This is a genomic window from Vibrio sp. T11.5 (assembly GCF_027587155.1).
Lineage (GTDB): Bacteria > Pseudomonadota > Gammaproteobacteria > Enterobacterales > Vibrionaceae > Vibrio > Vibrio neptunius.
The window spans coordinates 119,060-144,992 of record NZ_JAPPTP010000006.1 but is presented as its reverse complement, the minus strand read 5'-3'; the positions used below and the strand labels follow the sequence as shown (position 1 = coordinate 144,992).

Sequence of the window (25,933 nt, the reverse complement as noted above, 5' to 3'; positions counted from 1 at the left end):
TAATAACTTTCAGCCCTTATAGTGGGGCTGAACCTTCGCTTTTTCAGGAGTTTATTCATGTTAAGTAAAAACAAACAAGGCGGCGCTGCCGCTATTGAGTATGCCATTCTGGCTGCTGCAATGTCTGTCGTTTTGCTCTCATTTGTTGGGGGTAGTGATGGCAAGTTGACTAAAGCCATTGTCGGTGCCTATGAAACAGTGATCGAATCACTGGAACAAACGCAGGATTCTGGTAATTAACCCGATAAGGCTGAAGGAGTAATCATGACGGCTAAGCGATTGATGTTGTTGTCTATCTTATTGTCCAGTGTAGGCATAGGATTGTTGCTGCTTGGACAAGACAACTCAGAACATCAGGCGAAAGAGAAACCTGAGCAAGTGTTTCAGCGAGTGCTGGTTTCTGGTCAGGATATCAGTATCGGTGATATCTACACGCCCAATATGTTTCGTTGGCAATCTCTAAGCGAAGAGCAGCTTTCTGAATACATCGATTACGTGACGGAAGATGAAATCACCTCGATTAACTTGGCCAGCGGTATTGCACATATTGCAATCAAACAGGGGCAAGTTATTGCGGCGGCTGATTTGATACCACCACAGGGTGGGGCTTCATTAGCTTTGAAAGTCAGATCTGGGTACAGAGCGGTATCGGTGCCGGTTGATCAGGTGACTGCCAATTCTGGCTTTGTTCAACCGGGCGACAAAGTCGATATTCTATTGTTGGGCTCTAAAGTCAGTGAGTTGAAAAAGTACGACAATGTGGTTGAAGGCCTCTACGTCAGCACAATCGCAACCAATGTCCGTATTCTTGCTTTCAATAATCTTTCATCATCGGAAGGTTTTCAGGAACAGCGACATGACTACGGGGCGAAAATACCGGATAACAGCTCTGTGTCACTGGAAGTGACGCCGGAGCAAGCCACACAAATTGTGCTTGCCAACCAGTTAGGTCGCTTGACCCTTTCATTACGTGGTTCGGGTGAAACTGATGTTTCAATCCCGCCAAGCCACACCATTACAACGACTCAGCTCAATCCGCAAAGTAAATCCGTTGCGCCGGACGTAGACCTGATTCAGTTACGACCAAACAGCGACAAAAACTAATAACTTCAGGACGAAATAATGAACACAATACTGCGCTGGTGGAGCTTGTTGTTGCTTCCCGGTTGGCTTTTTGCGCTTCCAGCATCGGCAAATGCCCTCGAAGTGAACATCAATGAAGCGAAAATGATCCGTCTGTCAGAAAAGGCGAAGTCGATTTTCATTTCTAATACACACATTGCCGACTATCAACCTATGACTAATACCAAAATCATGGTGTTTGGTATGCAGGCGGGGACTGCCACGATCACGGTTCTCAATGAACAGGAGCGAGTGATCTACAGCAACAAAGTCCGCGTGGTCCACGACACGCAAGAACTGGATGAACTCATCAAAGCTCAGTTCCCAGATGCTTCGGTGAATTCTGAGTCATTGGGTGGCAAGCTGTGGCTTAAAGGGTCGGTGCCGACTCCGTCAATGGCGCACAGTATCGTTAATGTGGCGAAAGGGTATTTGTCACCAGTCGTTGCTCCGCAAGAAAGCAATAACGATGACTCTGCAAACAGCAGCAACTCATCAAAGAGCAATTCTGAGAATCAACAAAACGGCAATGGTGATGAGTTGATTAACCAGTTGGTGGTGACGATGCCAACGCAAGTCAACATCCGGATTCGTATTGCAGAAGTCTCGCGCAATGTTTCGAATAAACTCGGCATTAAGTGGGGCTCGCTGGTCACCAATGGTAACACGGTGGAAAACACCGTTGGCAGCTTTCTTTACAATAAACCTTGGGATGTAAGCAGTTGGGGTAAACCTAACTTAAGTGCGCTGGTTGATGCGCTAGCCTCTACTGGTGATATGTCGATTCTAGCGGAGCCAAACCTGACCGCCATGTCTGGTGAAGAAGCCAACTTCCTAGTCGGTGGCGAAGTCCCGATTCCTTTGATTCAAGGTGATACTGCAACGGTTGAGTACAAACCATTTGGTGTCAACTTGAACTTTAAGCCTGTGGTGCTTGGCCCAGATAGAATCAGCTTAAAAGTTGAACCTGAAGTCAGCAGTGTTTCTGTTGATAATCAAACGGTTCTTAACGGTAATGTGCTGCCTTCATTTACGTCACGCAGAGCATCAACAACAATTGAACTGGCTAGCGGGCAGAGCTTTGCTCTTGGCGGTTTACTGCAAAGCAGCGAAATTGAGCAACTGCAAAAACTGCCGGGCATGGGAGATATTCCCATCCTAGGTGGGCTGTTTCGTTCCAATGAATATCAGCGTCGTGAAACTGAACTGATCATTATTGCCACTGCTTATCTGGTCGAACCAACACGCAGCGACAACCTGCCGATCCCTACCGATGCGCTGATTCCACAAAGTGATCTTGAAAGGCTGCTGGCCTTGCCTGATGAGGATTTCGTCGGAACCAGTGGCAAAGCAACTTACACCGACAACCGCAAGCCGCGTTTACTGGGCGACAACGGATTTTATTATTGAGGTGCGCATGAAATTACAATCTTTACTTTTGCCTGTTTTGCTCGTCCTGAGTGGCTGTGCTTCGGATCAAATAGCGCGTCAACCTGCCATTGATGTGGTTTCGGTAACCAATAAGCTTACCCTTGCGGTCGAAAAGCCGTCGCTCACTCCGCAGCAGCAACAGGATATTCGATCCTTCATCGTTCAGCGTGGAAATCCTTATAGTCTCAGAGTGAAATTGGTGAGCTATTCGCCTAAAGGGCGGTCTCAGGTTAAGTCTATTTCAGACCTGTTGCTCGGACAGGGACTTGCTAAGCACCAGATCATCACGGAACGCGCGACCGGCACGCAGTCTGGTGATGTACAGATCGTTGTGGAGTCGTTCCGTGCCAAAGTTCCTGGGTGCGGCACTGATAAAGCACAGCCAGTTATCTTCAACCAATATAAGACGCATCCGGCATACGGGTGCAGCAATGCTGCGGCTTTAGCGCAAATGGTCGCTAATCCGAGAGATTTGGTTGTGGGTGAAAAGCTCGGTCCAACCAATGGTGCAAAAGCCGTTGCAGCGATTGATGCCTATGTCACTCCAGCAAGCAGCAATGAAAGTAGTCAAGATAACAGTTCTGTGATTTCGATTAATACGGGGGGGAATTAATGATGAAAAATCAGAACCTTTCGGTATTGGTGGCAAGCTCTCCGGCACTGGACAGCTATCATTTAAGCCTTGCATTCGCAGAACAAGGGATCACCCAGCTTACCCAGGTTTCTTTAGATCGTGAGCAAATCATTAAGCAGGCATTGATCAATAATCACAGTGTGATTGCGCTGGATGTGATTGGTTTGCCAATCGAAGAAGCTCAGAGTTTAGTGAGTAACCTAGTTCATCGTACAGGTTGCAAGGTAATCGCTATTGGTGATGATGAAAAGATTGCCTACTATCGCAGTTTGCTATCGGTGGGAGCCCTTGAATATTTGGTGAATCCGATTGCACCGGATGCATTGGTTTCTCTCGATTTTGGTCAAGAACACAATGGCAATCAAAGGGGCAAGCGCATCTCTGTGGTGGGGACAAAAGGTGGCGTTGGTACTTCGACCATCGTTGCCAATCTGGCTCGCATGATGAACAGTCGGGGCCAGTCGACAGCGGTAGCAGACCTTGATTTTGCCTCAGGTGATCTGGACTTACATTTCGATGTCCAAGGCAATACCGCACTGGTTGAAATGCTGCAATATCCAGAACGCCTTGAGCCCGTGGTCTTTGAGAGAAGTGGCATTGCGGTTCAGCCAGGTTTAACCTTGTTTACTGGCTATTTGTCTTTGGATACGGACCCGTTTTGGCCAGACAAAAACGCGTTAGAACATTTCAGTAAATACTGTCTGGACCACGCCGATAACCTCATCTTCGACATTCCTTCTTTCTCACTGAGAGATCAAGTGGGCATGAGCGTACTCAAAAGTGCAGATGTACGAGTGATTGTGGTAGAACCCACTTTGCCGTCAATACGTAACGCTGGACAAATCTTTAGCTTGCTTTCTACTGGTGATCCGACAGGCCACGCTAAGGAAAACCTGTTAGTGGTTAACCACACTAAATCGAACAAAGCGTCCTTAATTGCCTTGAATGATGTGCATCGAGCGCTGGGCATTGATATTGATGTTGCAGTCCCTTTTGCACCGAATCACTTCTTAGCGAAAGGCTCTTTGGGGCAGTCTGCCATCAAAGGAAATCGTAAGGTCAGCCGGGCGTTTTATGACTTAGCAGATAAAGTTGAAGGTACCCAGCCATCACGCTCACTTAGATTCTGGAAGCGAGGGGCCTGATGTTCAAGTCGACAAGAACTAAAGAGCCATTAACCGTCACTCAATCACACAGTGCCGTAGCGCCATCATCGGATCCTATTCGTGAACATTATCACCTGATCCACTCTCAGGTGGTAAACGCGATTGAAGCGAGTGTGGTTATCAAGCTCAGTCCTCAGGAATTGGAAGCGAGAATTTTACTGCTGGTAACGGACGTGGTAGCGACTCATCAGCTGCCGCTGGGCAATCGTGAAGTCGCGCTAGTGGTTAAACAACTGGTGGATGAGCTACTGGGTTTGGGGCCTCTACAACCATTGATCGACGACTCTATGGTGAGCGACATCATGGTCAATGGGCCCAATGAGGTTTACATCGAGAAATTGGGTAAGTTGCAAAAGACGCCGGTCGAGTTTCGCAGTGAAGAGCAACTGCTGAATTTAGCTCGTCGAATCGTAAGCAAAGTTGGCCGTCGAATCGATGAAAGTTCACCATTGGTTGATGCGCGATTAGAAGACGGCAGCAGGGTCAATGTCATGATCCCTCCGCTTGCATTGGATGGCACGTGTATTTCCATTCGTAAATTCAATCAGGAAAAACTGTCTCTCAATCAGATGGCGCAAAATGGTGCCATGTCAGACAGCATGGTGCGCCTACTGGATATCATTGTTCGTTGTCGGTTGAACGTTTTGATTGCGGGCGGTACTGGCGCAGGTAAAACGACGCTGCTCAATGCGATGTCATTCAGTATTTCACCTCATGAGCGAATCATCACCATTGAGGACGCTGCGGAGCTTCAACTTCAACAGCCGCATGTCGTTCGAGCTGAAACCAGACCCGCAAACGCAGAAGGGCTGACGGCTGTCAGTCAGCGGGAGCTGGTTAAGAATGCGTTAAGGATGCGCCCCGATCGGATCATACTCGGCGAAGTACGTGGTGATGAAGCCTTTGAAATGATGCAGGCCATGAACACTGGCCATGAAGGTTCTTTGTCGACCTTACATGCTAACTCGTCTTTAGATGCCTTGGTTCGAATTGAAAACATGTTGATGATGGCGCAATCTACCTTGCCATTGTTTGCCTTACGTCGACAGGTTGCTGATACGATTGATGTAGTGGTGCAGGTTGAGAGAATGCGTGATGGCAAGCGTCGGGTTGTTGCCATTACAGAGGTTGTTGGCTTGGAAGGTGAACAGTATGTCACCCATGATCTCTATCGCTTTGAGGTTCAGGGCGAAGATCATCAGGGCCAGCTACTGGGGCAATTTATGAGCGCCAAAAGTTTGCCTGCTTTTGCATCTAAGGCGCAATACTATCAACTTGATAGCCAATTACGGTCGGCTATGGAGCTCGACCTATGATCCTTGCTCTGGTCGCGATATGGTGCCTGACTATAGCGGTTTCTTTTCATTACGTTGGCCAGCGTCTCAATGTGAAGCGACGTTTGTCGAAATATGTCCCGCACACGGACACTAGCCATTTAAGCTCGATTGTTAAATCGCGCCGGTCTGGTGGGACAGTTCGCGAATTCTGGTCTCGTACTGATGCTTTGTTGCCAAGTCAGGACAAGCTCCTGCTTGCTTTGTCAGCATTCGCTTTACCGCTTGGTACGATATTCTGGTTGCAAGCGCTGGCATGGTATTGGCAGGCCGCTGTGGCTTTGGTGTGCTTTGGTCTCTTATTCTGTACGCTTTTTGTTGTACGTCGCAAAAAGCAAATTGAAGAGTTTGATACCAATATCGTTAAGGTATTGGGGCTTGTCAGTCGTGCGGTGTCCGCTGGACTTTCTGTTCCTCAAGCTATCGAACAAGTATCGAATTCGCAAACCGGGTTATTGGGGCGGGAATTTGCGCTTATCACAGACAACTTGGCACTAGGTATTTCACTGCGTCAAACCCTTGATGAAGCCTGTACTCGCCTTCCATACCGTACGTTTCGTTACTTTTCCGTCGCTCTTGTATTGAATCAAAGTAACGGTGGTCAGTTGAGGGAGATCCTCCACAATCTGAGTCGTACCATGCATGACAATCGGGCCATGCTCAAGAAGGTAAAAAGCATGACTGCGGAGCCAAGAATGACGGCAAAGTTTCTTTCCTTACTACCCTTGATGCTGGTGGCTGTAGTGGCATGGATCGATGTTTCACTGTTTGAGTTATTGGTGTATACCGAAAGTGGCCAATCGATTCTGATTTACTGCGCAGCCAGTATTGCATTTGGCGGCTTTATGCTCCATTCGCTGACCAAAAATAGGAAGTTCTCATGATAGTTATGATAGCGACCTTGCTGATTGTGGTGGGCGTCATTAGCTCCGTTATTTGTTTTCAGCTTGCACGTCAGCAAGACGTCATTCATCGCCGCTTGAAGCAGGTCAGTGTTTCGACACTGCACACTCGCTCACTTGGTGAAAAGTGGCGATGGAAGTCTAACCCTGCCCGTCAAAAGCAATTGGCACTCATTGGCTTTGGTCAAAGTCATGCAGAGACCCAGTTTGTATTGATTCGTTTTGCCTTGATGCTTTGTGGCGCAGGTATGTGGCATTTTGCTCGCTCTTTAGGTTGGTCTGCAGCGGATATTGCTCAGGACATAGCAGTGGCTATCGCTTGCGGTATTGCGGTTGATCGACTGCTTGAATGGCGTGTTAACCAGATTCGTCAGGAAATTTCCAAACTGGCACCCGATGCTCTCGACCTGATGGTAGTCTGCGTCGCTTCCGGGCTGACACTGGAAAACACCTTTCGTGTTGTCGGTGAGGAAATGACGTCAGTATCTCCGGCTTTAGCCCGAGAATGGACGCTGACTGCGACGGAGATGTCAGTATTAGATTCTCCGCAGCAAGCTTTGCTCAACCTGGATCAGAGATTGGAATTGCCAGATATCAACAATATGGTTGTGACTATGTCTCAGGCGCTTCAGTTTGGTACGCCTCTGTCACAGGCATTGAGCCTGATTGCGTCCGATAGCCGCCAATACCAGTTGCTCGATCTCGAAGAATGGGTGGGGAAAATTCCAGCCAAAATGTCTTTCCCACTTGTGGTATTCATCATGCTGCCAGTCGTTGTCATGATTGTTGCCCCTGTTGTTCTTAGCCTGTTTAATACTCTGGACACATTATGATCAAACCCTTCATTATTGCCTGCTTCTGTCTTTCGGTTCTTGGTTGTCAGTCTACCGATAATCAGGTTGAGAAATCTGACTTTCAATTGGCGCAAACCGCCCTGACAAACGGTCATGCTGATAATGCGCTCAGTATTTACAAGAAGAAGCTGGAGAATAATCCAGACGATCCTCAGCTTTTATTTCTGGCGGGCAGCGCCAGCAATCAAGCCGCGCGTTACGATGAGGCTTTGCATTACCTCACTAAGGGTAACTCACTGAATCCTTCCCCTGAGTTTGAACGTGAATTGGGGCGTGCGCATTTAGCCTTAGGCAATGTTCGTTTAGCGACAGATTCACTGCGCAGAGCAGTGGAAGAAAATGATAAAGACGAAGTGGCGCTGAACAGTCTCGGTGTGAGCTACTCATTGCAAAAAAACTATCGAGAAGCTCGTGAGGCATTTCAGCAGGCGATTAACATCAGGCCGGACAGTCTAGAGTACCGAAACAACCTCGCACTAAGCTGGATGCTCGATGGTCAACCAGAGCAAAGTATTCGGATTCTTTACCCTATTTACCAACGTGGAGAAGCGACCACTAAATTACGGCTTAATTTGGCATTATCTTATGCATTGCAAGGTGAGGTCGATGCGGCGCGAATGATCGCAATGGGCGATCTGACCAAAGCGGAGTTAGAGAACAACTTAGCGTATTACCAGCATCTTGCTGAGCAGGGAGCTGGCACATGGCGATGAAACGTCATTCTGGGAGCCAGACGATAGAGTTTGCCATGGTCATTGTTCCACTGATGATTGTGCTGTTGGCGACATTTGAATTCGTTCGTTTGATGTGGGTCACCATGATCTTTGAATCTGCCGTCAATGCTGCGGTGAGGGAGATCAGAACGCTGCCACCTTCGACGATGTTAGATAATCAAATCCGCGATCGCATCGCGTCGTTTCCGTTGCTCGATCTGGAGAAGATTGACATTGATCCTCCGCGTTATAGCGATAGCGTCCAGTCTTTAGCTGTGGGGAGAAAGGTCACGCCTTTAAGTGCAGTGATGACTGAGTATCAAATCCATTACCGATTTAGCTTTTTATTGGTGCCAGCCCTATCTGAAAAGTTTCCTTCGGTGGCGTCTTTAAGTCGAACCGTATTGGTGAGTCACGATGCGTAGTGTTTCAAAGCAGAATGGCGCAGCCGTGATTGAATTTCCGTTTGTTGTGCTTGGTATATTGACCATTGTTTTGGGGTTGTTTGCGGTGTACAAACTGCTCTACCTCCAGAGTCGTATTGACAACACCACATATTCGATGGCGAGCGCTGCTGCAAGAGCCTTAGTGCCGCAAGGTAGCGCCAAATCCTATGACGATGCGAGTGCTAATCAGTTGTTGAGTGTCGCACAACGCGCTTTACCCTCAGGCTTTGAAGCAGAACGTATCGGGCTTGTGCTTGAAATTCGAACCGTGACGGCTGGGCGAACAGAGCTCATCACCCAAAAAGTAGGCAGTGATTGCGAAGTGGAACAAACGATAGATTCTCTGTCTTTATTCGCCCCAATCAGCCGAAGCTCGGTCGCCTCGTTACATGGCAAAACGGCGAACCTGTATCAAGTCACACTGTGTGTCTCTGAGCCGCTGGAGTCGGATAGTGCCATTTTCCACTGGCTGCCGTTACCGCTTCCAAAGTCGATGCGCAGTCAAGCTGTCATTATTGGGAGGCGCTACAGTGCTTAAGCCACAAACAGGTTCCGTCTCCTTAGCCTTTCTCGCCCTGCTGATTCCTTTGGTGGTGTTGTCTGCCGCGACCATCATGATTGGTTTTCAGGTCCAGCTAAGCAGTCGTGCAATGCAAGCCGTGGATGCGGCCTCTTTGGCGTGCGCCTTTTCTGATTACTCAGATCCGAGCGTTAATCAGGCGTATTTAGACTATTACCAGCCCAACGTAAAACTGGTGAAAAGCGAAATATTCAGTACTTCTGGTTGTGAGATCAATATGGGGTATTCGTTGACGGGGCTTTTTTCATCATTGAAGTTTGCTCAGGCTTCGTATTCTGCGCAGTCAAATTCCGTTGCGCAGGCGAATGTTAATCAGTCATCCAGTGTGACTCCCACCGAAATGACCCTAGTGTTGGATATTTCCAGTTCCATGACGGGCTCAATCGAGTCGTTGAAGCGTATTCTTATCCGAGCAATTGAGCGTATTGAGCGAGACAATGTACAAATCGATGGAAGGCGAGCAATCAGTATTTCTATTGTTCCCTTTTCTGATGGTGTCTCCGCTCGCAACACTGCTTGGCTGGAAGAGAAAGCCGTCTTCTGTATCGATGGGCTAACCAAACAAGCGGGTGGCTCAGTGTTGGTGAATGAAACGGTTCAAAACCTAGATAGAATTCATTCCGAGAAAGCGGTGAGTCATCGTAAGCCGGGTAAGTTTCTTGCGGATTGCAGTGATTCAGCCACTCTTGTCCCGCTTACCGATGATATGAGCGAAGTGAAAACAGCCATCAACGCCCTAACTACGACAGGTGGGACACACTCGTATCAAGGCATCATTTGGGGGGCTCGTCAGCTGATTCCAAGATGGCGCCAAGAGTGGGGATACAACCCTTATTCGCTCACACCCAAGCAAAAGCTGATTCTGATGACAGACGGAGCCGACAGTGGCTATGTACTGGATGACCTGATTGAAGCTGGCCTTTGTGACCGTTTAGCCAATGAATTTGCTATTGAACTCAATTTTATTGGTTTCAATGTACAAGAAAGCCGCTTAGCTCAGTTTCAGAGCTGCATCAACGCCGCAAACACAGAAGGTATCAAGGGGCAGGTTTTCTCTGCAACCAACACCGAGAAACTCGATGAGTACTTTTCAAAGATATTGGAAGTTCAGTATGACACCACGCTTAACTTCGGACAGAAATAAAACCACAAAATTAGGGAGAAAATAATGATTAAACAATTGGTTGTGTTATTCGCTTTATGCACTTCTTTCTCTGCATCTGCGTTTAAAGAAGGGGACACCATCACAGATTCAGCATCAACAGGACTTAAGCTGGATCAAAGCCAGCTAACGATAGTGGATTTCTTTGCAGAGTGGTGTGTTTCATGTCGCCATGAGTTGCCTTTGGTTAATCAGCTCTACAGTGAGCTAGAAGGGACAGGCGTGACGGTTGTCGGTGTAGATGTTGATGAAGAGGTTGAAGTGGGCCTTGAGTTTCAAAAATCGCTGGGTTTGACCTTCCCTGTCATTAACGATCCCAAGCAACAGTTGATCGCCGAGTTTAAGCCGATTGGTATGCCGGCGCTCTACTACATCTATCAGGGGCAAGTGCTGAAAGTTCGGTTTGGTGCCATCAATGATATTCGGACGGTTATTCTGGCGGATCTGGCAGATATGGGAGTTCAACTATGAAGCCAGTTGTTCTCATCGTTACTCTCTGCTTTCCTGCGTTGAGCGTTGCAGCCCCAAAAGTGGATTTAAGTCAGCTAGGGAAAAAGCCTTCTCAAGCTACGGAAACCTCGGTCAGTGGCTCCAGCATTGAAGAAGAGGTGATTTCTGGACAGGTTTACACCAGTGGCAGTTCAGAAATTGGTGCTCGTCGCAACGTTGAATTAGTCAAACCCCAAGCTAAGGATTTAACGTTGGAGAAACCGAAAGCTGTCGTAAATGAAAAATCGGCCCTCGCTTTTGTCGATGAGGCTCTAGGCATTGAGCCAGTTAAACCGTGGGAAAAAGGCACCTTAGCTAAGAAAGAGATGAAACCCGGAGGGCCGGTGCCTGAGTTTGACTTATTTTCAGAGAAAGTCTTCTCATACAAGCAAGGTTCAGTGGGTGGCAGTGGCGTCGGTGGCGGCGGCTGTGGTTGCAACTAAATATTAAAAACTAATTACAATGAAAAAACTACCTTTAACGTTGCTTAGTGCAGCGGCAGTGGCGAATAGTGCGCTGGCAGAAGATCATATCTCTGTTCATTATCTAAATTACGAAGAGTATGACGACAAAGTGGAAGCTGGCGATAGCGTGGTTTCCATAGAAAAGAGTTTTGGTCTTGATTGGACTATAAATCTTGAATTAGGTTACGACACTGTGTCGGGCGCGTCACCGTCCTGGGGGCCAACCACCCCCGTTGGCAGCACTGCGGATGCAGTCAATCGGGCGACAAAAACTCAGCAAGCGCAAAATATGACGGATCAGGTCATTCGTGCTGGCTACGATCCCCACAGCAGTGGCTACAAAATTCAGAAATATGAGTTGGAAGATACTCGTAAATCAATCAATGGCAGTGCCACCTATCGAGATGAGCTACGAAACGAGTGGACCTTCGGCGCCAACTTTTCCAAAGAAGAGGATTATCGCAGTATTGGTTTAAATGGTAAGGGGCTGATTTACGCTGATTCACAAAAGAACCGCTCATACAGCCTAGGTTTCTCCACCCTGTTTGACGAAACGATGACGTTTGGCAAGTATCAAACCTCGACCAATCCGCAATCTTGGGAAGACATCTTTACGGGGAATGTTGAGGCAGGCCTCTCACAAACCTTCACGCCAAATTATTACATGGTCTTCACCGGCTATGCAGGTTATCGCTCTGGCTATCTGAGCAATCACTATCTGACGGTATTGCGTGAGGTGGATATTGATGGCGATGGTTCGATTGGTACTGACGAAGTCTTTCTTGGTCAGGATTCACGCCCGGATACTCGTTTGTCAGGTGGCGTGAATATTCAGGCGTTCTGGTCCATGTCGGAAACTCTAGTAGTTCGTCCTCGCTACAAATGGTTTCAGGATGACTGGGGAGTGGCCTCTCATCAGCTTGGAGGTAAACTTTCTTGGACGGTCAATAACTGGTTAACTTTAGCGCCGGGTTATTTTTGGTATACCCAAAGTGCAGCTGACTTTTACCGTGACCCGAATGGCAACGATCCTACGTTTGCATCGTCAGGTTATGCAACCTCTGATTTACGTCTTGGTGATTTTACGGCCAATGCCTATGAATTAGGTGCAAGCGTTAAAGTGCACAAGAAGCTGCGTTTCAATCTGCTTGGTGCTTATTACGAGCAGTCCAATGGCTTTGAAGCTCAGTGGTGGGCAGTAGGGGCAACCTATGAGTTTTAATTTGCCTTTTGTTCACCGATTTAAGGCGATGACGGTACCTTGTGAAGTTCAGCTGTACCACTCAGAGAAAGCCGCTGATGTGGCGGGTTTGATTGAGTCTAACACTCTGAGATTAGAGAAGAAGTTTAACTTTTATGATTGCCACTCTTGGCTTAATCGGCAAGTGAACCGACGTCAGTCATCATCTGTGATTTTGGATGATGAAAGCTACGCCGTATTTGAAGTTTTGAAGCGTTTGGTTGAGGGCACGAAAGGTGTTTTTGACCCAACAGTAGGTACGCTAAAGTCAATGATGGAAAGCACGCCTCAATGGGACAGAACCACGGCTTATGAAAGTGCTAAGCCGTTTATGGGCGTTGGTGCTTGGTCGCTATCTGACAAAACACTATCTATCCCTCATGCCGAGACTCAATTTGATTTGGGCGGTGTGATTAAAGAGTTTGCGGTCGATCAGGCGGTGATGCTCGCAGAGAAATTTGGTGTTTCCTCAGCGCTGGTGAATTTTGGAGGAGACATTCGAGCTCTCGGTGCGAAACCAGATGGATCCCCTTTTAATGTGGCGGTACTTAATCCGAAGAATAAGCACGAGCCATTTTTCTCAGTGCCACTGGCGAATGCCGCATTGACGACGTCAGCTCATTACGAGCGAAGCTTCCAATTTGGTGATGAGGAAAGTTCACATATATTGTCGCAACGTGGCACACATCCCCAAGTGCTTTCGGTCAGCGTCTTAGCGCCAACGACGCTGGAAGCAGGGGCACTCAGTACCGCATTGACTCTAGAACCGACTTTACCCGTCCCAGAGCAAGTTGGCGTCGTGTTTATCGACGATAAATTAGCTATTCATCAAGACACGGAGTTTGTAACGTGATCAGAATGTTCATCTGGCCTTTTTTACTCTTTATCTCTGCCTTTGCGTCTGCACAGGATCCTGACTTTTTGCCTGTGGAAGAAGCATTTCCTTACCAGTGGTCGGTCAGTGAGCAAGGCGTGCAGATCCATTTCGCAACTCAGCCTGAATATTATCTCTATAAAGGTCGATTTAAGTTTTCAGCAGATAGCGGCATCGAGTTAACTGAGCCTCAATTTTCTTCACCGGGCAAACAGAAACAAGATAAGTACTTTGGTGAAGTCGTCGTTTTCGATAAGCCAGTAACCGTGCTGGTACCTTATGGTGGCGAAGGTCAACTCAACGTTCGTTATCAAGGTTGTTCAGAAAAAGGTCTGTGCTACTTACCTCAGACGATCAAACTCGACTTGCCCGCCAATACACTGAATGACAGCAACTCCTCAATTTGGGATAAAGTGGGTGGTTTGGCAGAAGACACCGCGGGCTTGTCTGAGCTATTAGGTAGTGCGTCCAAAACTCAGGCTCTCCTCATCTTTTTCCTACTTGGCTTAGGGTTGTCACTAACACCCTGCGTGCTGCCTATGGTGCCTATTTTGTCGAGCATCATTGGTGGCGACGCCAAAATGACAGGTCGAAAAGGTCTAACTCTATCGACTTCCTATGTGTTGGGAATGGCTTCCAGTTATGCGCTAACAGGGGTATTGGTCACGACGCTGGCCAAAGGCGTTAACCTGCAAGCGGCGATGCAGCAGCCTTGGTTGCTATCGATATTTGCGCTGGTGTTTGTCTTGCTTGCTTTAGCGATGTTTGGCTTTTATGAACTGCAGTTACCCGCATCCATTCAGCAGAAACTGAATGCAAGCTCAGACAAATTGGGCGGCGGCAAAGTAGCAAGTGTGTTCGTGATGGGCGCAGTGTCGGCCCTCGTCGTGTCACCCTGCGTGAGTGCACCATTGGCGGGGGCATTACTGTATGTTTCCACCACGCAAGATTGGGTTTTGGGCGGCGTTACTCTGTTTGTGATGGCATTGGGTATGGGTGTACCACTGATTCTGATTGGCATGAGTGGTGGTAAGCTGCTCCCTAAAAGCGGCCCTTGGATGATTGCCGTGAAGCAATTGTTTGGTGTGTTATTGCTGGCGGTTGCGATTGTGTTGTTAGGCCGTTTCATTCCTAGTTGGTTGATGATGCTCTTGTGGGCGCTGCTTGCCATTGGAAGTGGTATTCATTTTGGTGCGCTGGATTCAGCGCAACCCGGTTGGGCGAGGACCCGTAAACTGGGCGCATTTATGTCTCTGTTCTATGGATTGATCTTATTTGTCGGCATGTTGACAGGGTCAAATGATCCTCTTAAGCCACTCAATGTTGTACAGACTAGTTCAGACAAGCCAGCCGAAGTTTTGCCATTTGAGAAAATCAGCTCTGTTAAAGTCTTGGATCAACAATTAGCATTGGCGAAGCAGCAAGGTAAACCAGTACTAGTCGACCTTTATGCGGACTGGTGTGTCTCGTGTAAGGTCATTGAGAAAGAAGTGTTTGGCGATCAATCTGTACAGAATAAGTTTGCTAACTGGAATACGATCAAGTTTGATGTCACAGAGAGTAATCCCGAGCAGATGGCGTGGCTGGCAGAGCGCAATGTGTTTGGTCCACCGGCGATATTTTTCTTTGATAACAAAGGTGCTGAAATTGCTCAGCAGAGAATTGTCGGGGCCACAGGGCTTGAGCATTTTCAATCTGTGATGACCCAATTGCAGTAATTAACACAAGGCGGCATTAATGTCGCCTTTTTCTTATGCACGTTATGGGTGTGCTAGCCAAGACATTGGTGTTTAATCTGGCTACTATACTTATGGGCAAAGAATAACCAATCAGGTGATAATGGCACATGGAAGGCGTCGTAGATCTTAATCGTTGGCAAAAAGAACACATCAAGACTCAACAAGAGTTACTTCATCTTTACGCTGAAGTCAGAGCTTTTTATATGAGTGAACCATTTTCTGGCTACAACGTGCGGATGAAAAGGCTCAAGATCCTCAAACAAGCTTTACTTGAACATAAACAAGAGTTGGTTGAAGCTCTGCAAAAGGATTATGGTGCTCGTAGCCGTTTTGATAGCATGATTTGCGACCTCTTACCTGCGGTTTCTCATATCAATTACACGATCAAGCACCTGAAGAAATGGATGAAACCAAGTCGACGTAAAGCGGGGCTGTTGCTCTCTCCTTCGTCAATCTCGGTCGAGTATCAACCACTTGGCGTTGTCGGAGTGATCGTGCCTTGGAATTTTCCAATAGTGCTGAGCATTGCGCCTATCGTGACGGCGATTGCAGCGGGAAACCGAGTGATGGTCAAGCTGAGCGAACATACTCATCACACCAACCAGGTACTGAGCCAGATCTTATCTTGCTTGGACAGACACATTTACCCCATTGAGGGCGAAGCGGATATCGCCAGCTATTTTTCTCAGCTGCCATTTGATCATCTTATCTTTACGGGATCGACGCCAGTAGGGAAGCTAGTTGCTCAAGCTGCTGCGAAAAACCTTACTCCAGTAACGTTGGAGCTAGGTGGTAAGTCGCCTGTTCTGATAGACAATGACATTGATCTTCGCGCCGCCGTTGACGCGGTATTACTCGGCAAGTCAGTCAATGCTGGGCAAATTTGTGTTGCGCCAGACTACGTTCTGCTGCCTCAAGGAAAAGAGCTGCTATTCATCAATCTGTACCTCAAACGCTATAAATCACTGTACATCGAAGGCAACAAAGCGCCAACGGTCACTCACATTATTAATGAACGGCAGTACGACCGCCTTTACAACATGTTAGAGGATGCACAAGGCAGAGGTGCCAGCATATATAGCATAGAGGATGTCACCTTGGAGGGGCGTCAAATGCTGCCTCATTTAATAACGGGTGTGACAGAAAACATGCAGGTGATGCAGGAAGAGATATTCGGGCCGCTGCTTCCCGTGATTGGCTATCGTCATCTGAATGAAGCACTCAATTACATTAATGCCAAACCTAGACCCCTGGCATTGTATCTGATGTCGACGGATCGCACGCTTCAGCGACAAATTATCGAGCAGACCCACAGCGGTGGGGTCGCCATTAACGATACTTTGTTACATGTGGCGGCTGAAGATGCTCCCTTTGGTGGAATAGGGGAGTCGGGTATTGGTCATTATCATGGCTTCGAAGGTTTTCAGACTTTCACTAAAGCAAAAACGGTGTTAGCTTCTCCGGCTTGGCTGCCAAGAAGCCGCTTGGTGTTGCGATTCAGGAATTTGACTGAAAAAGTGTTAAGCCGACTCTTTATCCGCTAAGCGAGCATCGAAGTAGTGCTTCACAAAACTGATGAATTCGCGTAGCCGCTTAGGCTGAAAACGATCTCTATGATAGATGGCCGAAAAATCGACGCTCGGAATGCCCCAATGGTCAAATACTTCGACTAGCTTTCCGCTCGCTAACTCTTGTTCACAGTAAATCATCGGCACACGTATGATGCCGTTGCCGTTGAGTGCGCCTTTCACCAACACACGGCCATTTTTGCATTGCATATGCCCATTGACGAAGACATCGTAGTGTTGCGCATCCGCTTTACTTTCAAAGCTCCACCTTTTGACCGAACCCGTTAAGCAATGATGCTGAGTGAGCTCTTTAGGGTGATTAGGCTGACCATATCGTTTTAGGTAGTCAGGGCTGGCCAGAGTCCCCATTTGGATATCCAGCAACTTTCGGGCAACGAACCCTGAGTCTTCAAGCTTGCCCATACGAAAGGCAATATCGAAGTCATCTTCAATCAAATCTACTCGATGGCTACTGAAGTCTAGATGGATACTGACATCGGGGTGCACATGCATAAACTCCGTTGCAATTTGAGCGATCAGTTCTTCGCCGAGATAGCCGCCCACGCAATTAATCTTTATTTCGCCTTGTACTTTTTCTACGTCATCCACGGCAGCCAATAACGCCTGATCAATATTATGCAGCGCTTTCTCACATTGCTGGTAAAAGGCTTTCCCTGCTTCAGTGAGTTTGAGTGTGCGTGTGGTTCGGATCAGTAGTGTTACGCCTATTTGGTTTTCAAGACTGCTTATCTGACGTGATACGTGCGAGCGCGACACACCCAGCGCTTCTGCAGCTTTAGTAAAGTTCCCCAATTGTGCGATGAGAACGAAAGAGCGGATGTCCGCGAGATTAATCTGGTTGAGCACAATGGATATCCAATCAAGTTGAGTTTTGATTATTGTTGCACTACAGCAACAGTGTTTCAACTAGAGTGATATATATCAATAAAAACGATTGACGTAATATACCTCCATCGCAGCGAAAAAGAGCTGCTACTGAACAACTACAGAGGAAATAAAGATGAAAAAACTAATCGTAATAACAGGTGCAAGTTCTGGTATTGGTGAAGCCATTGCTCGTCGTTTAAGCAATGAAGGTCATCCTCTACTTCTGCTTGCTCGTCGCGTAGAACGTCTTGAAGCCCTAGATCTGCCAAACACGCTATGTGAAAAAGTAGATGTCACAGACAAAGCGTCATTTGAAGCAGCGATTGCCAAAGCAGAGGCGCAATTTGGCCCGGTAGATGGTTTAGTAAACAACGCTGGTGTGATGTTGTTAGGTCAGATTGATACACAAGACACAGTTGAATGGAAACGTATGTTTGATGTCAACGTACTTGGCCTACTGAATGGTATGCAATCGGTACTGGCACCTATGATGGAGCGCAACAGCGGCACTATTATCAATGTCAGCTCGATCGCAGGTAAGAAAACCTTCCCGAATCATGCTGCTTACTGCGGTACTAAATTTGCCGTTCACGCAATCTCTGAAAACGTACGTGAAGAAGTGGCTGCATCAAATGTTCGTGTGACGACGATTGCACCGGGGGCGGTAGAGACAGAATTGCTTTCTCACACTACTTCTCAGGAAATCAAAGATGGCTACGACGACTGGAAAGTTGATATGGGCGGCGTATTGGCTGCTGATGATGTCGCTCGTGCGGTAGAGTTTGCTTACAATCAACCTCAAAACGTCTGTATTCGTGAAATTGCATTGGCTCCAACTAAGCAACAGCCCTAATCACTGTGTTATTGAAATAAGCTCAGCGAATACTGACCTTTTTCTGTTCTTGCGTTATCGATTGAAAAAAACGTCAACCTTTTGGTTGACGTTTTGTTTATCTACACTTTGAAGAAGTCTAGCTGCTGTTTTTGTTTCTCAGCTAACGTAGACAGCTCGTGACTGGCGGCAGCGGCTTGTGTAATCCCAGTGACGTTTTGACTCACCAGCTCATAGATGTTGCTTAGATTGTTGTTGACGTCGGATGTGACTTGGCCTTGTTCCTCAGAAGCGACGGCGACTTGAGCATTAATACTCGTCAATTCAGAAATGGATGCACTGATGTGCCCGAGCGCCTCGCTCACTTTGTTCGCTTGTGTCTGATTCTGAGCAATCATTTCTAGGCTTGAGTTCATGCTATCGTTGGCAACGCTAGACTGATTCTGCAGATCTTCAATGATGACCTGAATTTCCTTGGTCGATTCTTGTGTTCGAGCTGCCAACATACGTACTTCATCAGCAACAACTGCAAATCCACGTCCACTTTCCCCTGCGCGAGCGGCTTCAATAGCCGCATTCAGTGCGAGTAAGTTAGTTTGCTCTGAGATGCTTTCTATTACTTCAATGACCTTACCAATTTGCTCTGACTGCTCTTTTAAGGAGTTGACCACCTCAGCGGCTTGAGAAAGGTGTTGAGCCATCTTTTTACTGGCGCGCGTGTTTTGTTCAAATGTCTCCAAACTGTCACGAGCCAGCTTATCTGCATTATTGGAAGCCGCATCAGCATTGTTGGCATTCTGAGTGACTTCCATCGCGGTGCTTTCCATCTGATTGATGGCTGACGCAACTTGTTCTACCTCATTCTTTTCCTGATCGGAGTTGATACTTGATTGCGTCATCACCGCGGCTAATTCAGTGGAAGCGGATGCGACATCAACACTGATTCGAACCAGTGAGTCGACCGTATTCTGTAATTGTCCTATTGTGCTATTGAAATCACGAGATAAGGCCGAAATTTCGTTGTCGCCTTCTTCTTCGACGGAAACCAATAAGTTGCCTTGTGCGAGCTCCTTCATAGCTTGCTGTAACTTTTTAATCGGTGTCACTATGATACCTGCTAGCATCCAGCTAATGGCCAACGCTGCGGCCAGAACTAATAAAAGCCCGACTATGCCACTACTCATCACATTAGAGTGGATGGCCTCGTTAGCGTTCACTTCATCCAATGCCAGTGTGTTGAGCTTCTTAGATAGGTTATCAATGGCCTTAACCATCTGGTTGCCAGCGGTGCGGTAGTCGCTTGCTGCTCTCTCATATTGGGTCTCAAACCCTAGCGGTGGGTTGCTGTCGTCGTGACGCACATTGAGTAAAGGAATCATCACGTTGATAGAGTAGTTAACGTAATGATCGATTGCGGCGTTCATATCTGCAACTTCTTGCTCCAAACCTTCCACTTTACTCAGAGAGCGCAGTAATTGACGGTTTTCTTGTTGCTTGCTTTGCAAATGTGTCGCCAGCTGTTTGACATCTTCTGCACGAAATAAGCTGTAGATAGCTTTGATGCGCATACCATAAGTGTTATCGATGATTTGTGTCAGTTCATCCTTATTATTGATGAGATTCTCCGTAGAGACGGTGACTTGCTTAAAGGCTTCTTTTAGGTTGGTTGTGCTGTAACCTATCCCGGCCACTAGTAGTAGCAATGTGAATATGACAGGAACCACTACTTGGAGCTTAATAGAAAGCCCGCTGAGCAATTGGCGCATCGATTGTCCTCTTCTATTGATGTTGGTGAGTTGTATATTGTCGTTTTTATAATTAGGAGGGACGATTCTAGTTTTTCTCAAATATAATTCAATCTGGAATTTGATTATTTTATGAAATTATTGTTAGTCAAGTTAGGAATCAATTTTCTTTTTAATTCATAGAGTTATAACTCTAAATTTGTAGGCTGATTGTTAAGCTACGCCGCCTTGTTTCATTATTGTTCGACCTATCAGTCACTTCCGATAAAACATGCACATTAAATCTTATCTGTCATACAGGCTTCAACGAAGTGAAACACAAATGTCATATTCGAGTCCTAAAGTGAGCATCGTTCAAGTGAAACACAACGGCAATAATGCCCACTAAGGAAATTGTGATGAAAAAGACAATTATCGGTGCAATCGCACTTCTAGGCGCAATGACAGTAACTTCAGTTTCTGCCAAAGAAACTATCTCTGCAGTGGGCTCTAGCAGCGTAACTCCACTGATGGAAGTTTTCTCTGAAACATACATGAAGGATAACTCGAGCGTATTTATCGAAGTTCAAGGGCCTGGTTCTTCTGCTGGCGTAAAAGCGGCGAAAAATGGTTCAGCTGACTTAGGTATGTCTTCTCGTAACCTGAAAGACTCTGAAAAAGAGCCAGCTCTAAAAGAGCTTACGATTGCATTAGATGGTATTGCAGTCGTCGTTAACCCTAAAAATGGCTTACAAGCACTGACGGCTGAACAAGTGACCTCGATTTACAAAGGCGAGATCACTAACTGGAAAGAAGTCGGCGGTGCAGATAAGCCAATCGTTGCTATCACACGCGACACGGCATCTGGAACTCGCGGTGCATTTGAAGATATCATGAAACTGAAGAAGAAAATTTCTGGTAAGAAGGTCTCTGCTATCTCTCAACGTGCTCAAGTTGCCAATGGTAACGGTGCACTGAAAACTATGGTGGCATCTAACCCATACGCGATTGGGTATATCTCTCTTGGCACAGTCGACAATTCTGTTCATGCACTTCCTATCGATGGTGTTGAGGCAAACGTAGACAATGTGAAGAACGGTTCTTATAAAGTTGCTCGTCCATTCCTTGTTCTTTACAAAGACGGCAAGCCGTCTGCTGAAACTCAGAAATTCCTAGATTGGATGGTGTCTAATGAAGCGCAATCTCTTGTAGACAGCAAAGGCTACATTTCAGTTAACTAATCATTAGTAATACTCTTTAATTGCTCAGCCCACCTTGGGCTGAGCCTTTTCTTGACTTCAAGCGAACGCAGTTCGTGAGAAAGGTAAGAACTCTATGACCATCGCAACAAATAGTGACGAGCTTATGAATACTGAAGCGACTCAAGTTTCTAAGCCGAGTTTACGTGCAAGCAAGCGTGTTGACTGGAAAGAGCGAATTTTCCATGGCTTATTCCTTACCAGTGCTGTTATTGGCATTGTATCTCTGGCGGTCATCGCCTATTTTATCGTTAAAGAATCTATCCCTGCATTTCAGGAAGCAGGGGTTTCTGGAATTGTCTTAGGCCAAGACTGGCTGCCACCGGCACTTTACGGTGTAGCAACTATGATTGTTGCTTCTGTCGTCTCGACGTTTGGAGCAGTCATCGTTGGGGTTCCAGTTGGTGTGCTTACCGCTATCTTCATTGCTGAAGTGGCCCCCAAGCGTTTGGCTGACATTATTCGACCAGCTGTAGAGTTGTTAGCAGGTATCCCATCAGTAGTTTATGGCTTCTTTGGCCTGGTCATCATCGTTCCGTTGATTCAGGACGTGTTTGAAGTACCAGCAGGTAACACCATTTTGGCTGGTATCATTGTGCTGGGCGTGATGATTCTTCCGACGGTTATTACCGTTTCAGAAACCTCAATTCGTGCGGTACCGCGCACATACAAAGAGGGCTCACTAGCTCTGGGCGCATCAAAAATCTTCACTATCTTTAAACTGCTTGTTCCGGCGGCACGCTCGGGCATCATGACAGGGGTGATTCTTGGTATTGGCCGAGCTCTTGGAGAAACGATGGCAATCATCATGGTGATGGGTAATGCGCCAGCCATGCCTCAGGGCATTCTCGACTCTGCTCGGACGCTAACCGCAAATATCGCTATTGAAATGTCTTACGCAAGCGGTGTGCACGCTAATGCACTCTATGCTACAGGTGTAGTTCTACTCGTGTTTATCATGATGCTGAACGCAGCACTGCTCTATCTCAACCGTGAAAAAGCGAAGTAAACTGGCTCAAAGGTGATGACTATGGATCGCGCAAAATTAAAGAAAGCACGCCAGTTTAAAGACAATATCTTTAGTGGCTTTATTTGGGCAGCAGCGGCATTGACGGTAGGTTTTTTGTTCTGGATTATCTGGTACATCCTATCGAACGGTTTGCAGCATGTTGACTGGGACTTTATTACTGACAACTACACTCGTACTGGCGAAGAGCATGGCATCTTCCCAATGATTGTAGCGACTATTTACATGGTAATCGCGTCAATTGCTGTTGCAGCTCCACTGGGTATTATGACGGCAATTTATCTTACCGAGTACGCGAAAGTGGGCAGTAAACTTGTCAAAGTTATCCGATTCTGTACTGAGTCATTGGCGGGTATCCCATCAATTATTTTCGGTCTGTTTGGTATGACTTTCTTCGTGGCAATCTTAGGTTTGGGTTTCTCGATTCTTTCGGGTGCATTGACACTAAGTATTCTTATTCTCCCAGTGATCATCCGTACTACGGAAGAAGCATTGATGGCAGTGCCACAAACGTATCGTGAGGGCTCATATGGTTTGGGCGCTTCAAAAATCTACACCATCTGGCGTTTGATTTTGCCTAGTGCAATGCCAGGTATCTTAACCTCGGTCATTCTTAGTATTGGTCGTGTAATAGGTGAATCTGCCCCTGTCTTTCTGACTGCTGGTATGGTGGCTCGTATACCTGATTCTTTACTTGATTCAGGTCGAACGCTAACCGTTCACCTATATAAGCTAACTACTGAGCTTTTCACTATTGAAGAGTGGAATCAAGCTTATGGTACAGCTACCGTGCTGATTGTCGTTGTTCTCTTGATCAACATGATCACCAAGCTAATCGCAAGCCGTTTCAACACTGCGAATTATTAATCTGCGACTTTAACTGCAACAAGCACAGACACGAATTTAAGATTGAAGAGATAGAGACAATGAACAAATTTGATATTGAAAACCTAGATCTGTTTTATGGCGAAAATCAAGCACTGAAAGCGATTAATTTGCCGATTCCCGTACGTCAGGTAACGGCACTTATTGGACCGTCAGGCTGTGGGAAATCTACGCTATTACGTTGTCTTAACCGTATGAATGACCTAATTGAAGGGGTAAAGATTACAGGTAAGTTGGATATGGACGGCACGGACATTTATGGAAATATAGATGTCGCTGATCTACGGATTAAAGTGGGCATGGTGTTCCAAAAGCCTAATCCATTCCCGATGAGCATCTATGAAAATGTCGCATATGGCCTGCGAGCTCAGGGTATTAAAGACAAGAAACACATTGATGAAGTCGTTGAGCGCTCACTGCGCAGCGCAGCACTTTGGGATGAAGTAAAAGATCGCTTGAAGTCACATGCGTTTGGTCTTTCGGGTGGTCAGCAGCAGCGTTTGTGTATTGCTCGTACTATTGCCATGGAACCAGATGTCATCTTGATGGATGAACCAACGTCTGCCCTTGACCCAATCGCAACCCATAAGATTGAAGAGTTGATGGAAGAGCTGAAGAAAAATTACACGATCGTTATTGTGACTCACTCTATGCAGCAAGCACGCCGTATCTCTGACCGCACGGCTTTCTTCTTAATGGGTGAGCTCGTTGAACATGATGCTACTCAGGTCATTTTTAGCGAACCCAAAGATGACCGTACCAAGGGATACGTAAATGGTGATTTTGGTTAATCACTCTACTGTTTTATTGGCATTATCACTATAACAATAAGCGATGGTACTTTGCCCCTCCTAATGAGGGGCTTTTTTATGTTTCAATGTTGAGGCTATGGCTAGCGTTTTCTTAAGCTGTAAACTTTTTATCTCGGCTTTTGGTGGAGAACTTCTTTTGGTACATATTCTGATCAGCGATGGAAATCAATTGGTTAAGGCTGGTTGAATCTTGAGGGTATGCTGCACTGCCTAAGCTGGTGGAAAGATACACCGTTTGCTCTTGAATGGTGATACTTTCATCAAAACAGCGATTAATCGAATCTGACAGTTGTTGAATGATTGCTTCATCATCTGAGTTGGTAAGAACGGCGAATTCATCACCACCGATCCGAAATACAGACAGGTTGTGACGACTCATCAATGCGACTAAACGCGCCGATACTATCCTCAGCGCTAGGTCACCCGCTTGATGGCCATGTGAATCATTGATTTTTTTGAAACCATTTAGGTCGAGCAAAATCAATGAGAAGTGAGAGGTCTGTTCAATGTAATCGGTGAGTTGACGCATAAAGGCTAAACGGTTTGGAATGCCTGTTAGAGAGTCTGTCAGCGAGACTTGTTTATGGAACAACGCTTCTTTGTGGATGATATAGCTGACGACACCGACACAGGCAAACAGTAACATCATCAGCACAAACTGCGCGTGTGTAATTGCTTGAGCTTGTTTCATTTGAGATTGGTATAGCGGGCTCTTAATACGAAAATTTGTATTCACATAGTTGATCATCGACATGTACTGGTATTCGAAGTCCTCCGCGAGGCTGAGTGCGAGCTTTCTGTTGTCGGGCAATTGTTCTACCTTGCCCTCCAAACTCTTAAATTGCTCAAACAAGGTTCTAAAGAAGCTCTTAGCACCAGGAAGCGCAATATAGGTATCTGCTTCGCGGCTATTTATCAGCAGCTCGAAGCGACTCCAAGTCAACTCATATTTCAGTATTGTGCGGTCTAAAAGTTGGTCGTCTTTTTCAGCTAGAGCAGTGATGGTTCTGAGTTCAGAAAACTCTTTTGTCAGTTGAAAGAGAAACCAGGTCGCATTGTTTTGCTGTTCGCTATATGAATGAGCCAAGTCACGCGTGGCTGATAGAAAGTATAAGTTCGCGACGATCAGTATCGCAGAGAGAAAGATAAGCAACACTTTAGCTCTGGATAGGATCTGGTTAAAACTACGAACGCTAGTTGGATTTCTCATCAGGACTTCTGTGAATCATTATTTTGCCAATTTGCCATACCATTTGAGAATGAAAAGTTGTGTTGTCAATCTCAGGGAACTTGTCTAAGTTAAAGACCAACCAATATGGACCTTTATTTCGCACTCTCATTTTCTTACCATTCATTTTGTACGCGATTATGGGCTCGTACCTCACAATGTTTTCTATCGTTACACTCGCCGAATAGTCATTGAGAGCGATAAATGAAACTGAGGTTGTGTCTTGAATGCCGAGTTGTTCAAGCATGTCAGAGACCCTCACCCCAGTAAACTCATGGGCTTCTGGTTGCCATGGAAGTTGGGTTGTGAAGGAGGTTGGGGGATATTGGGAAACCAATTGAGCATAAACCAAAGTTTTAGGTTGATGGTTATCGATGCCAACGACTAACTCAGCACTGAACAAGGGCGTGCTAAACAGAAGCACAAAGGCGACAATAACACCTCTCATAGACCTTCCTTCGATACAACAGTTAACTAGTAAGTATTATATTATTAATTATATGTTCAGATATTAGCCATGGAAATTAATTTACTCGATGAGTCGATAAAATGGGATTAAG

General features: G+C 46.5%; 27 protein-coding genes. 23 read left to right on the top strand and 4 right to left on the bottom strand.

Translation table 11 applies throughout. The features are described from left to right. Nucleotides 1-57: 57 nt before the first annotated feature. The 18 genes from OH455_RS08890 to OH455_RS08805 all read left to right on the top strand — a co-directional run bounded on the left by OH455_RS08890 (nucleotide 58) and on the right by OH455_RS08805 (nucleotide 16,694). Nucleotides 58-240 (top strand): Flp family type IVb pilin, encoded by a 183-nt coding sequence (locus OH455_RS08890; protein ID WP_045974948.1) that lies wholly within the window; start codon nucleotides 58-60, stop codon nucleotides 238-240. Between the two features lie 24 nt (nucleotides 241-264). After that, entirely contained in the window at nucleotides 265-1,104 is an 840-nt protein-coding gene (cpaB, locus tag OH455_RS08885; RefSeq protein WP_206369306.1) for a Flp pilus assembly protein CpaB, read from the top strand. Nucleotides 1,105-1,122: 18 nt separating this feature from the next. Further along, nucleotides 1,123-2,532 (top strand): type II and III secretion system protein family protein, encoded by a 1,410-nt coding sequence (locus tag OH455_RS08880; protein ID WP_269981124.1) that lies wholly within the window; start codon nucleotides 1,123-1,125, stop codon nucleotides 2,530-2,532. A gap of 7 nt (nucleotides 2,533-2,539) precedes the next feature. Next, nucleotides 2,540-3,166, top strand: coding sequence for a CpaD family pilus assembly lipoprotein (locus OH455_RS08875; RefSeq protein ID WP_269981123.1), 627 nt, complete (start codon nucleotides 2,540-2,542; stop codon nucleotides 3,164-3,166). Next, a complete protein-coding gene (locus OH455_RS08870; RefSeq protein ID WP_269981122.1) occupies nucleotides 3,166-4,332 on the top strand; it encodes a P-loop NTPase in 1,167 nt (388 codons plus the stop codon). The genes OH455_RS08875 and OH455_RS08870 overlap by 1 nt, the downstream gene beginning before the upstream one ends. Then, nucleotides 4,332-5,669, top strand: a complete 1,338-nt coding sequence (locus tag OH455_RS08865; RefSeq protein ID WP_269981121.1) for a CpaF family protein — start codon at nucleotides 4,332-4,334, stop codon at nucleotides 5,667-5,669. The genes OH455_RS08870 and OH455_RS08865 overlap by 1 nt, the downstream gene beginning before the upstream one ends. Further along, nucleotides 5,666-6,571, top strand: a complete 906-nt coding sequence (locus OH455_RS08860; RefSeq protein WP_269981120.1) for a type II secretion system F family protein — start codon at nucleotides 5,666-5,668, stop codon at nucleotides 6,569-6,571. The genes OH455_RS08865 and OH455_RS08860 overlap by 4 nt, the downstream gene beginning before the upstream one ends. Then, nucleotides 6,568-7,422 (top strand): type II secretion system F family protein, encoded by an 855-nt coding sequence (locus OH455_RS08855; RefSeq protein ID WP_269981119.1) that lies wholly within the window; start codon nucleotides 6,568-6,570, stop codon nucleotides 7,420-7,422. Before OH455_RS08860 ends, OH455_RS08855 begins: the two co-directional genes overlap by 4 nt. Beyond that, a complete protein-coding gene (locus OH455_RS08850) occupies nucleotides 7,419-8,156 on the top strand; it encodes a tetratricopeptide repeat protein (protein WP_206373894.1) in 738 nt (245 codons plus the stop codon). Before OH455_RS08855 ends, OH455_RS08850 begins: the two co-directional genes overlap by 4 nt. Beyond that, nucleotides 8,147-8,581, top strand: coding sequence for a TadE/TadG family type IV pilus assembly protein (locus OH455_RS08845; RefSeq protein WP_269981118.1), 435 nt, complete (start codon nucleotides 8,147-8,149; stop codon nucleotides 8,579-8,581). Before OH455_RS08850 ends, OH455_RS08845 begins: the two co-directional genes overlap by 10 nt. After that, nucleotides 8,574-9,140 carry a tight adherence pilus pseudopilin TadF gene (tadF, locus tag OH455_RS08840; protein ID WP_219348695.1) on the top strand — a complete coding sequence of 189 codons (567 nt, stop codon included), beginning with the start codon at nucleotides 8,574-8,576 and terminating at the stop codon, nucleotides 9,138-9,140. Before OH455_RS08845 ends, tadF begins: the two co-directional genes overlap by 8 nt. Next, nucleotides 9,133-10,326 carry a vWA domain-containing protein gene (locus OH455_RS08835; RefSeq protein WP_269981117.1) on the top strand — a complete coding sequence of 398 codons (1,194 nt, stop codon included), beginning with the start codon at nucleotides 9,133-9,135 and terminating at the stop codon, nucleotides 10,324-10,326. Before tadF ends, OH455_RS08835 begins: the two co-directional genes overlap by 8 nt. Before the next feature lie 24 nt (nucleotides 10,327-10,350). After that, entirely contained in the window at nucleotides 10,351-10,815 is a 465-nt protein-coding gene (locus OH455_RS08830; protein ID WP_045974937.1) for a TlpA family protein disulfide reductase, read from the top strand. Further along, nucleotides 10,812-11,276 (top strand): DUF4266 domain-containing protein, encoded by a 465-nt coding sequence (locus OH455_RS08825; protein ID WP_269981116.1) that lies wholly within the window; start codon nucleotides 10,812-10,814, stop codon nucleotides 11,274-11,276. Before OH455_RS08830 ends, OH455_RS08825 begins: the two co-directional genes overlap by 4 nt. A 19-nt stretch (nucleotides 11,277-11,295) precedes the next feature. Next, nucleotides 11,296-12,519 carry a DUF3570 domain-containing protein gene (locus tag OH455_RS08820; protein ID WP_045974935.1) on the top strand — a complete coding sequence of 408 codons (1,224 nt, stop codon included), beginning with the start codon at nucleotides 11,296-11,298 and terminating at the stop codon, nucleotides 12,517-12,519. Further along, nucleotides 12,509-13,390: an FAD:protein FMN transferase gene (locus tag OH455_RS08815; protein ID WP_269981115.1), complete on the top strand. Its 882-nt coding sequence runs from the start codon at nucleotides 12,509-12,511 to the stop codon at nucleotides 13,388-13,390. The genes OH455_RS08820 and OH455_RS08815 overlap by 11 nt, the downstream gene beginning before the upstream one ends. Continuing rightward, complete coding sequence (dsbD, locus tag OH455_RS08810; protein WP_443088593.1) at nucleotides 13,390-15,129, top strand: protein-disulfide reductase DsbD; 1,740 nt, start codon at nucleotides 13,390-13,392, stop codon at nucleotides 15,127-15,129. Before OH455_RS08815 ends, dsbD begins: the two co-directional genes overlap by 1 nt. Before the next feature lie 128 nt (nucleotides 15,130-15,257). Continuing rightward, nucleotides 15,258-16,694, top strand: a complete 1,437-nt coding sequence (locus tag OH455_RS08805) for a coniferyl aldehyde dehydrogenase (RefSeq protein ID WP_269981114.1) — start codon at nucleotides 15,258-15,260, stop codon at nucleotides 16,692-16,694. Here the strand turns inward: OH455_RS08805 and OH455_RS08800 are convergent. Further along, on the bottom strand, nucleotides 16,671-17,585 hold the full coding sequence (locus OH455_RS08800; protein WP_269981113.1) for a LysR family transcriptional regulator: 915 nt from the start codon (nucleotides 17,583-17,585) through the stop codon (nucleotides 16,671-16,673). The genes OH455_RS08805 and OH455_RS08800 overlap by 24 nt on opposite strands. Nucleotides 17,586-17,739: 154 nt before the next feature. On the opposite strand from OH455_RS08800, the gene OH455_RS08795 reads away from it, so the two are divergent. Continuing rightward, complete coding sequence (locus tag OH455_RS08795; RefSeq protein WP_045974931.1) at nucleotides 17,740-18,459, top strand: SDR family oxidoreductase; 720 nt, start codon at nucleotides 17,740-17,742, stop codon at nucleotides 18,457-18,459. 101 nt (nucleotides 18,460-18,560) lie between these two features. On the opposite strand, the gene OH455_RS08790 is transcribed toward OH455_RS08795, so the two are convergent. Then, the gene (locus OH455_RS08790) at nucleotides 18,561-20,204 is read right to left on the bottom strand and encodes a methyl-accepting chemotaxis protein (RefSeq protein WP_269981112.1); all 1,644 of its coding nucleotides are present in this window, start codon (nucleotides 20,202-20,204) and stop codon (nucleotides 18,561-18,563) included. Nucleotides 20,205-20,581: 377 nt separating this feature from the next. On the opposite strand from OH455_RS08790, the gene OH455_RS08785 reads away from it, so the two are divergent. The 4 genes from OH455_RS08785 to pstB all read left to right on the top strand — a co-directional run bounded on the left by OH455_RS08785 (nucleotide 20,582) and on the right by pstB (nucleotide 24,124). After that, on the top strand, nucleotides 20,582-21,403 hold the full coding sequence (locus tag OH455_RS08785) for a phosphate ABC transporter substrate-binding protein (protein WP_269981111.1): 822 nt from the start codon (nucleotides 20,582-20,584) through the stop codon (nucleotides 21,401-21,403). Between the two features lie 94 nt (nucleotides 21,404-21,497). After that, the gene (pstC, locus tag OH455_RS08780) at nucleotides 21,498-22,430 is read left to right on the top strand and encodes a phosphate ABC transporter permease subunit PstC (RefSeq protein WP_269981110.1); all 933 of its coding nucleotides are present in this window, start codon (nucleotides 21,498-21,500) and stop codon (nucleotides 22,428-22,430) included. A gap of 21 nt (nucleotides 22,431-22,451) precedes the next feature. Beyond that, on the top strand, nucleotides 22,452-23,315 hold the full coding sequence (gene pstA / locus OH455_RS08775; protein ID WP_045974927.1) for a phosphate ABC transporter permease PstA: 864 nt from the start codon (nucleotides 22,452-22,454) through the stop codon (nucleotides 23,313-23,315). 59 nt (nucleotides 23,316-23,374) lie between these two features. After that, entirely contained in the window at nucleotides 23,375-24,124 is a 750-nt protein-coding gene (pstB, locus tag OH455_RS08770; protein ID WP_045974926.1) for a phosphate ABC transporter ATP-binding protein PstB, read from the top strand. 112 nt (nucleotides 24,125-24,236) lie between these two features. Here the strand turns inward: pstB and OH455_RS08765 are convergent, their stop codons facing one another. Continuing rightward, the gene (locus tag OH455_RS08765) at nucleotides 24,237-25,355 is read right to left on the bottom strand and encodes a GGDEF domain-containing protein (protein WP_269981109.1); all 1,119 of its coding nucleotides are present in this window, start codon (nucleotides 25,353-25,355) and stop codon (nucleotides 24,237-24,239) included. Then, nucleotides 25,339-25,821: a molybdopterin-dependent oxidoreductase gene (locus OH455_RS08760; RefSeq protein ID WP_269981108.1), complete on the bottom strand. Its 483-nt coding sequence runs from the start codon at nucleotides 25,819-25,821 to the stop codon at nucleotides 25,339-25,341. The genes OH455_RS08765 and OH455_RS08760 overlap by 17 nt, the downstream gene beginning before the upstream one ends. Nucleotides 25,822-25,933: the final 112 nt, after the last annotated feature.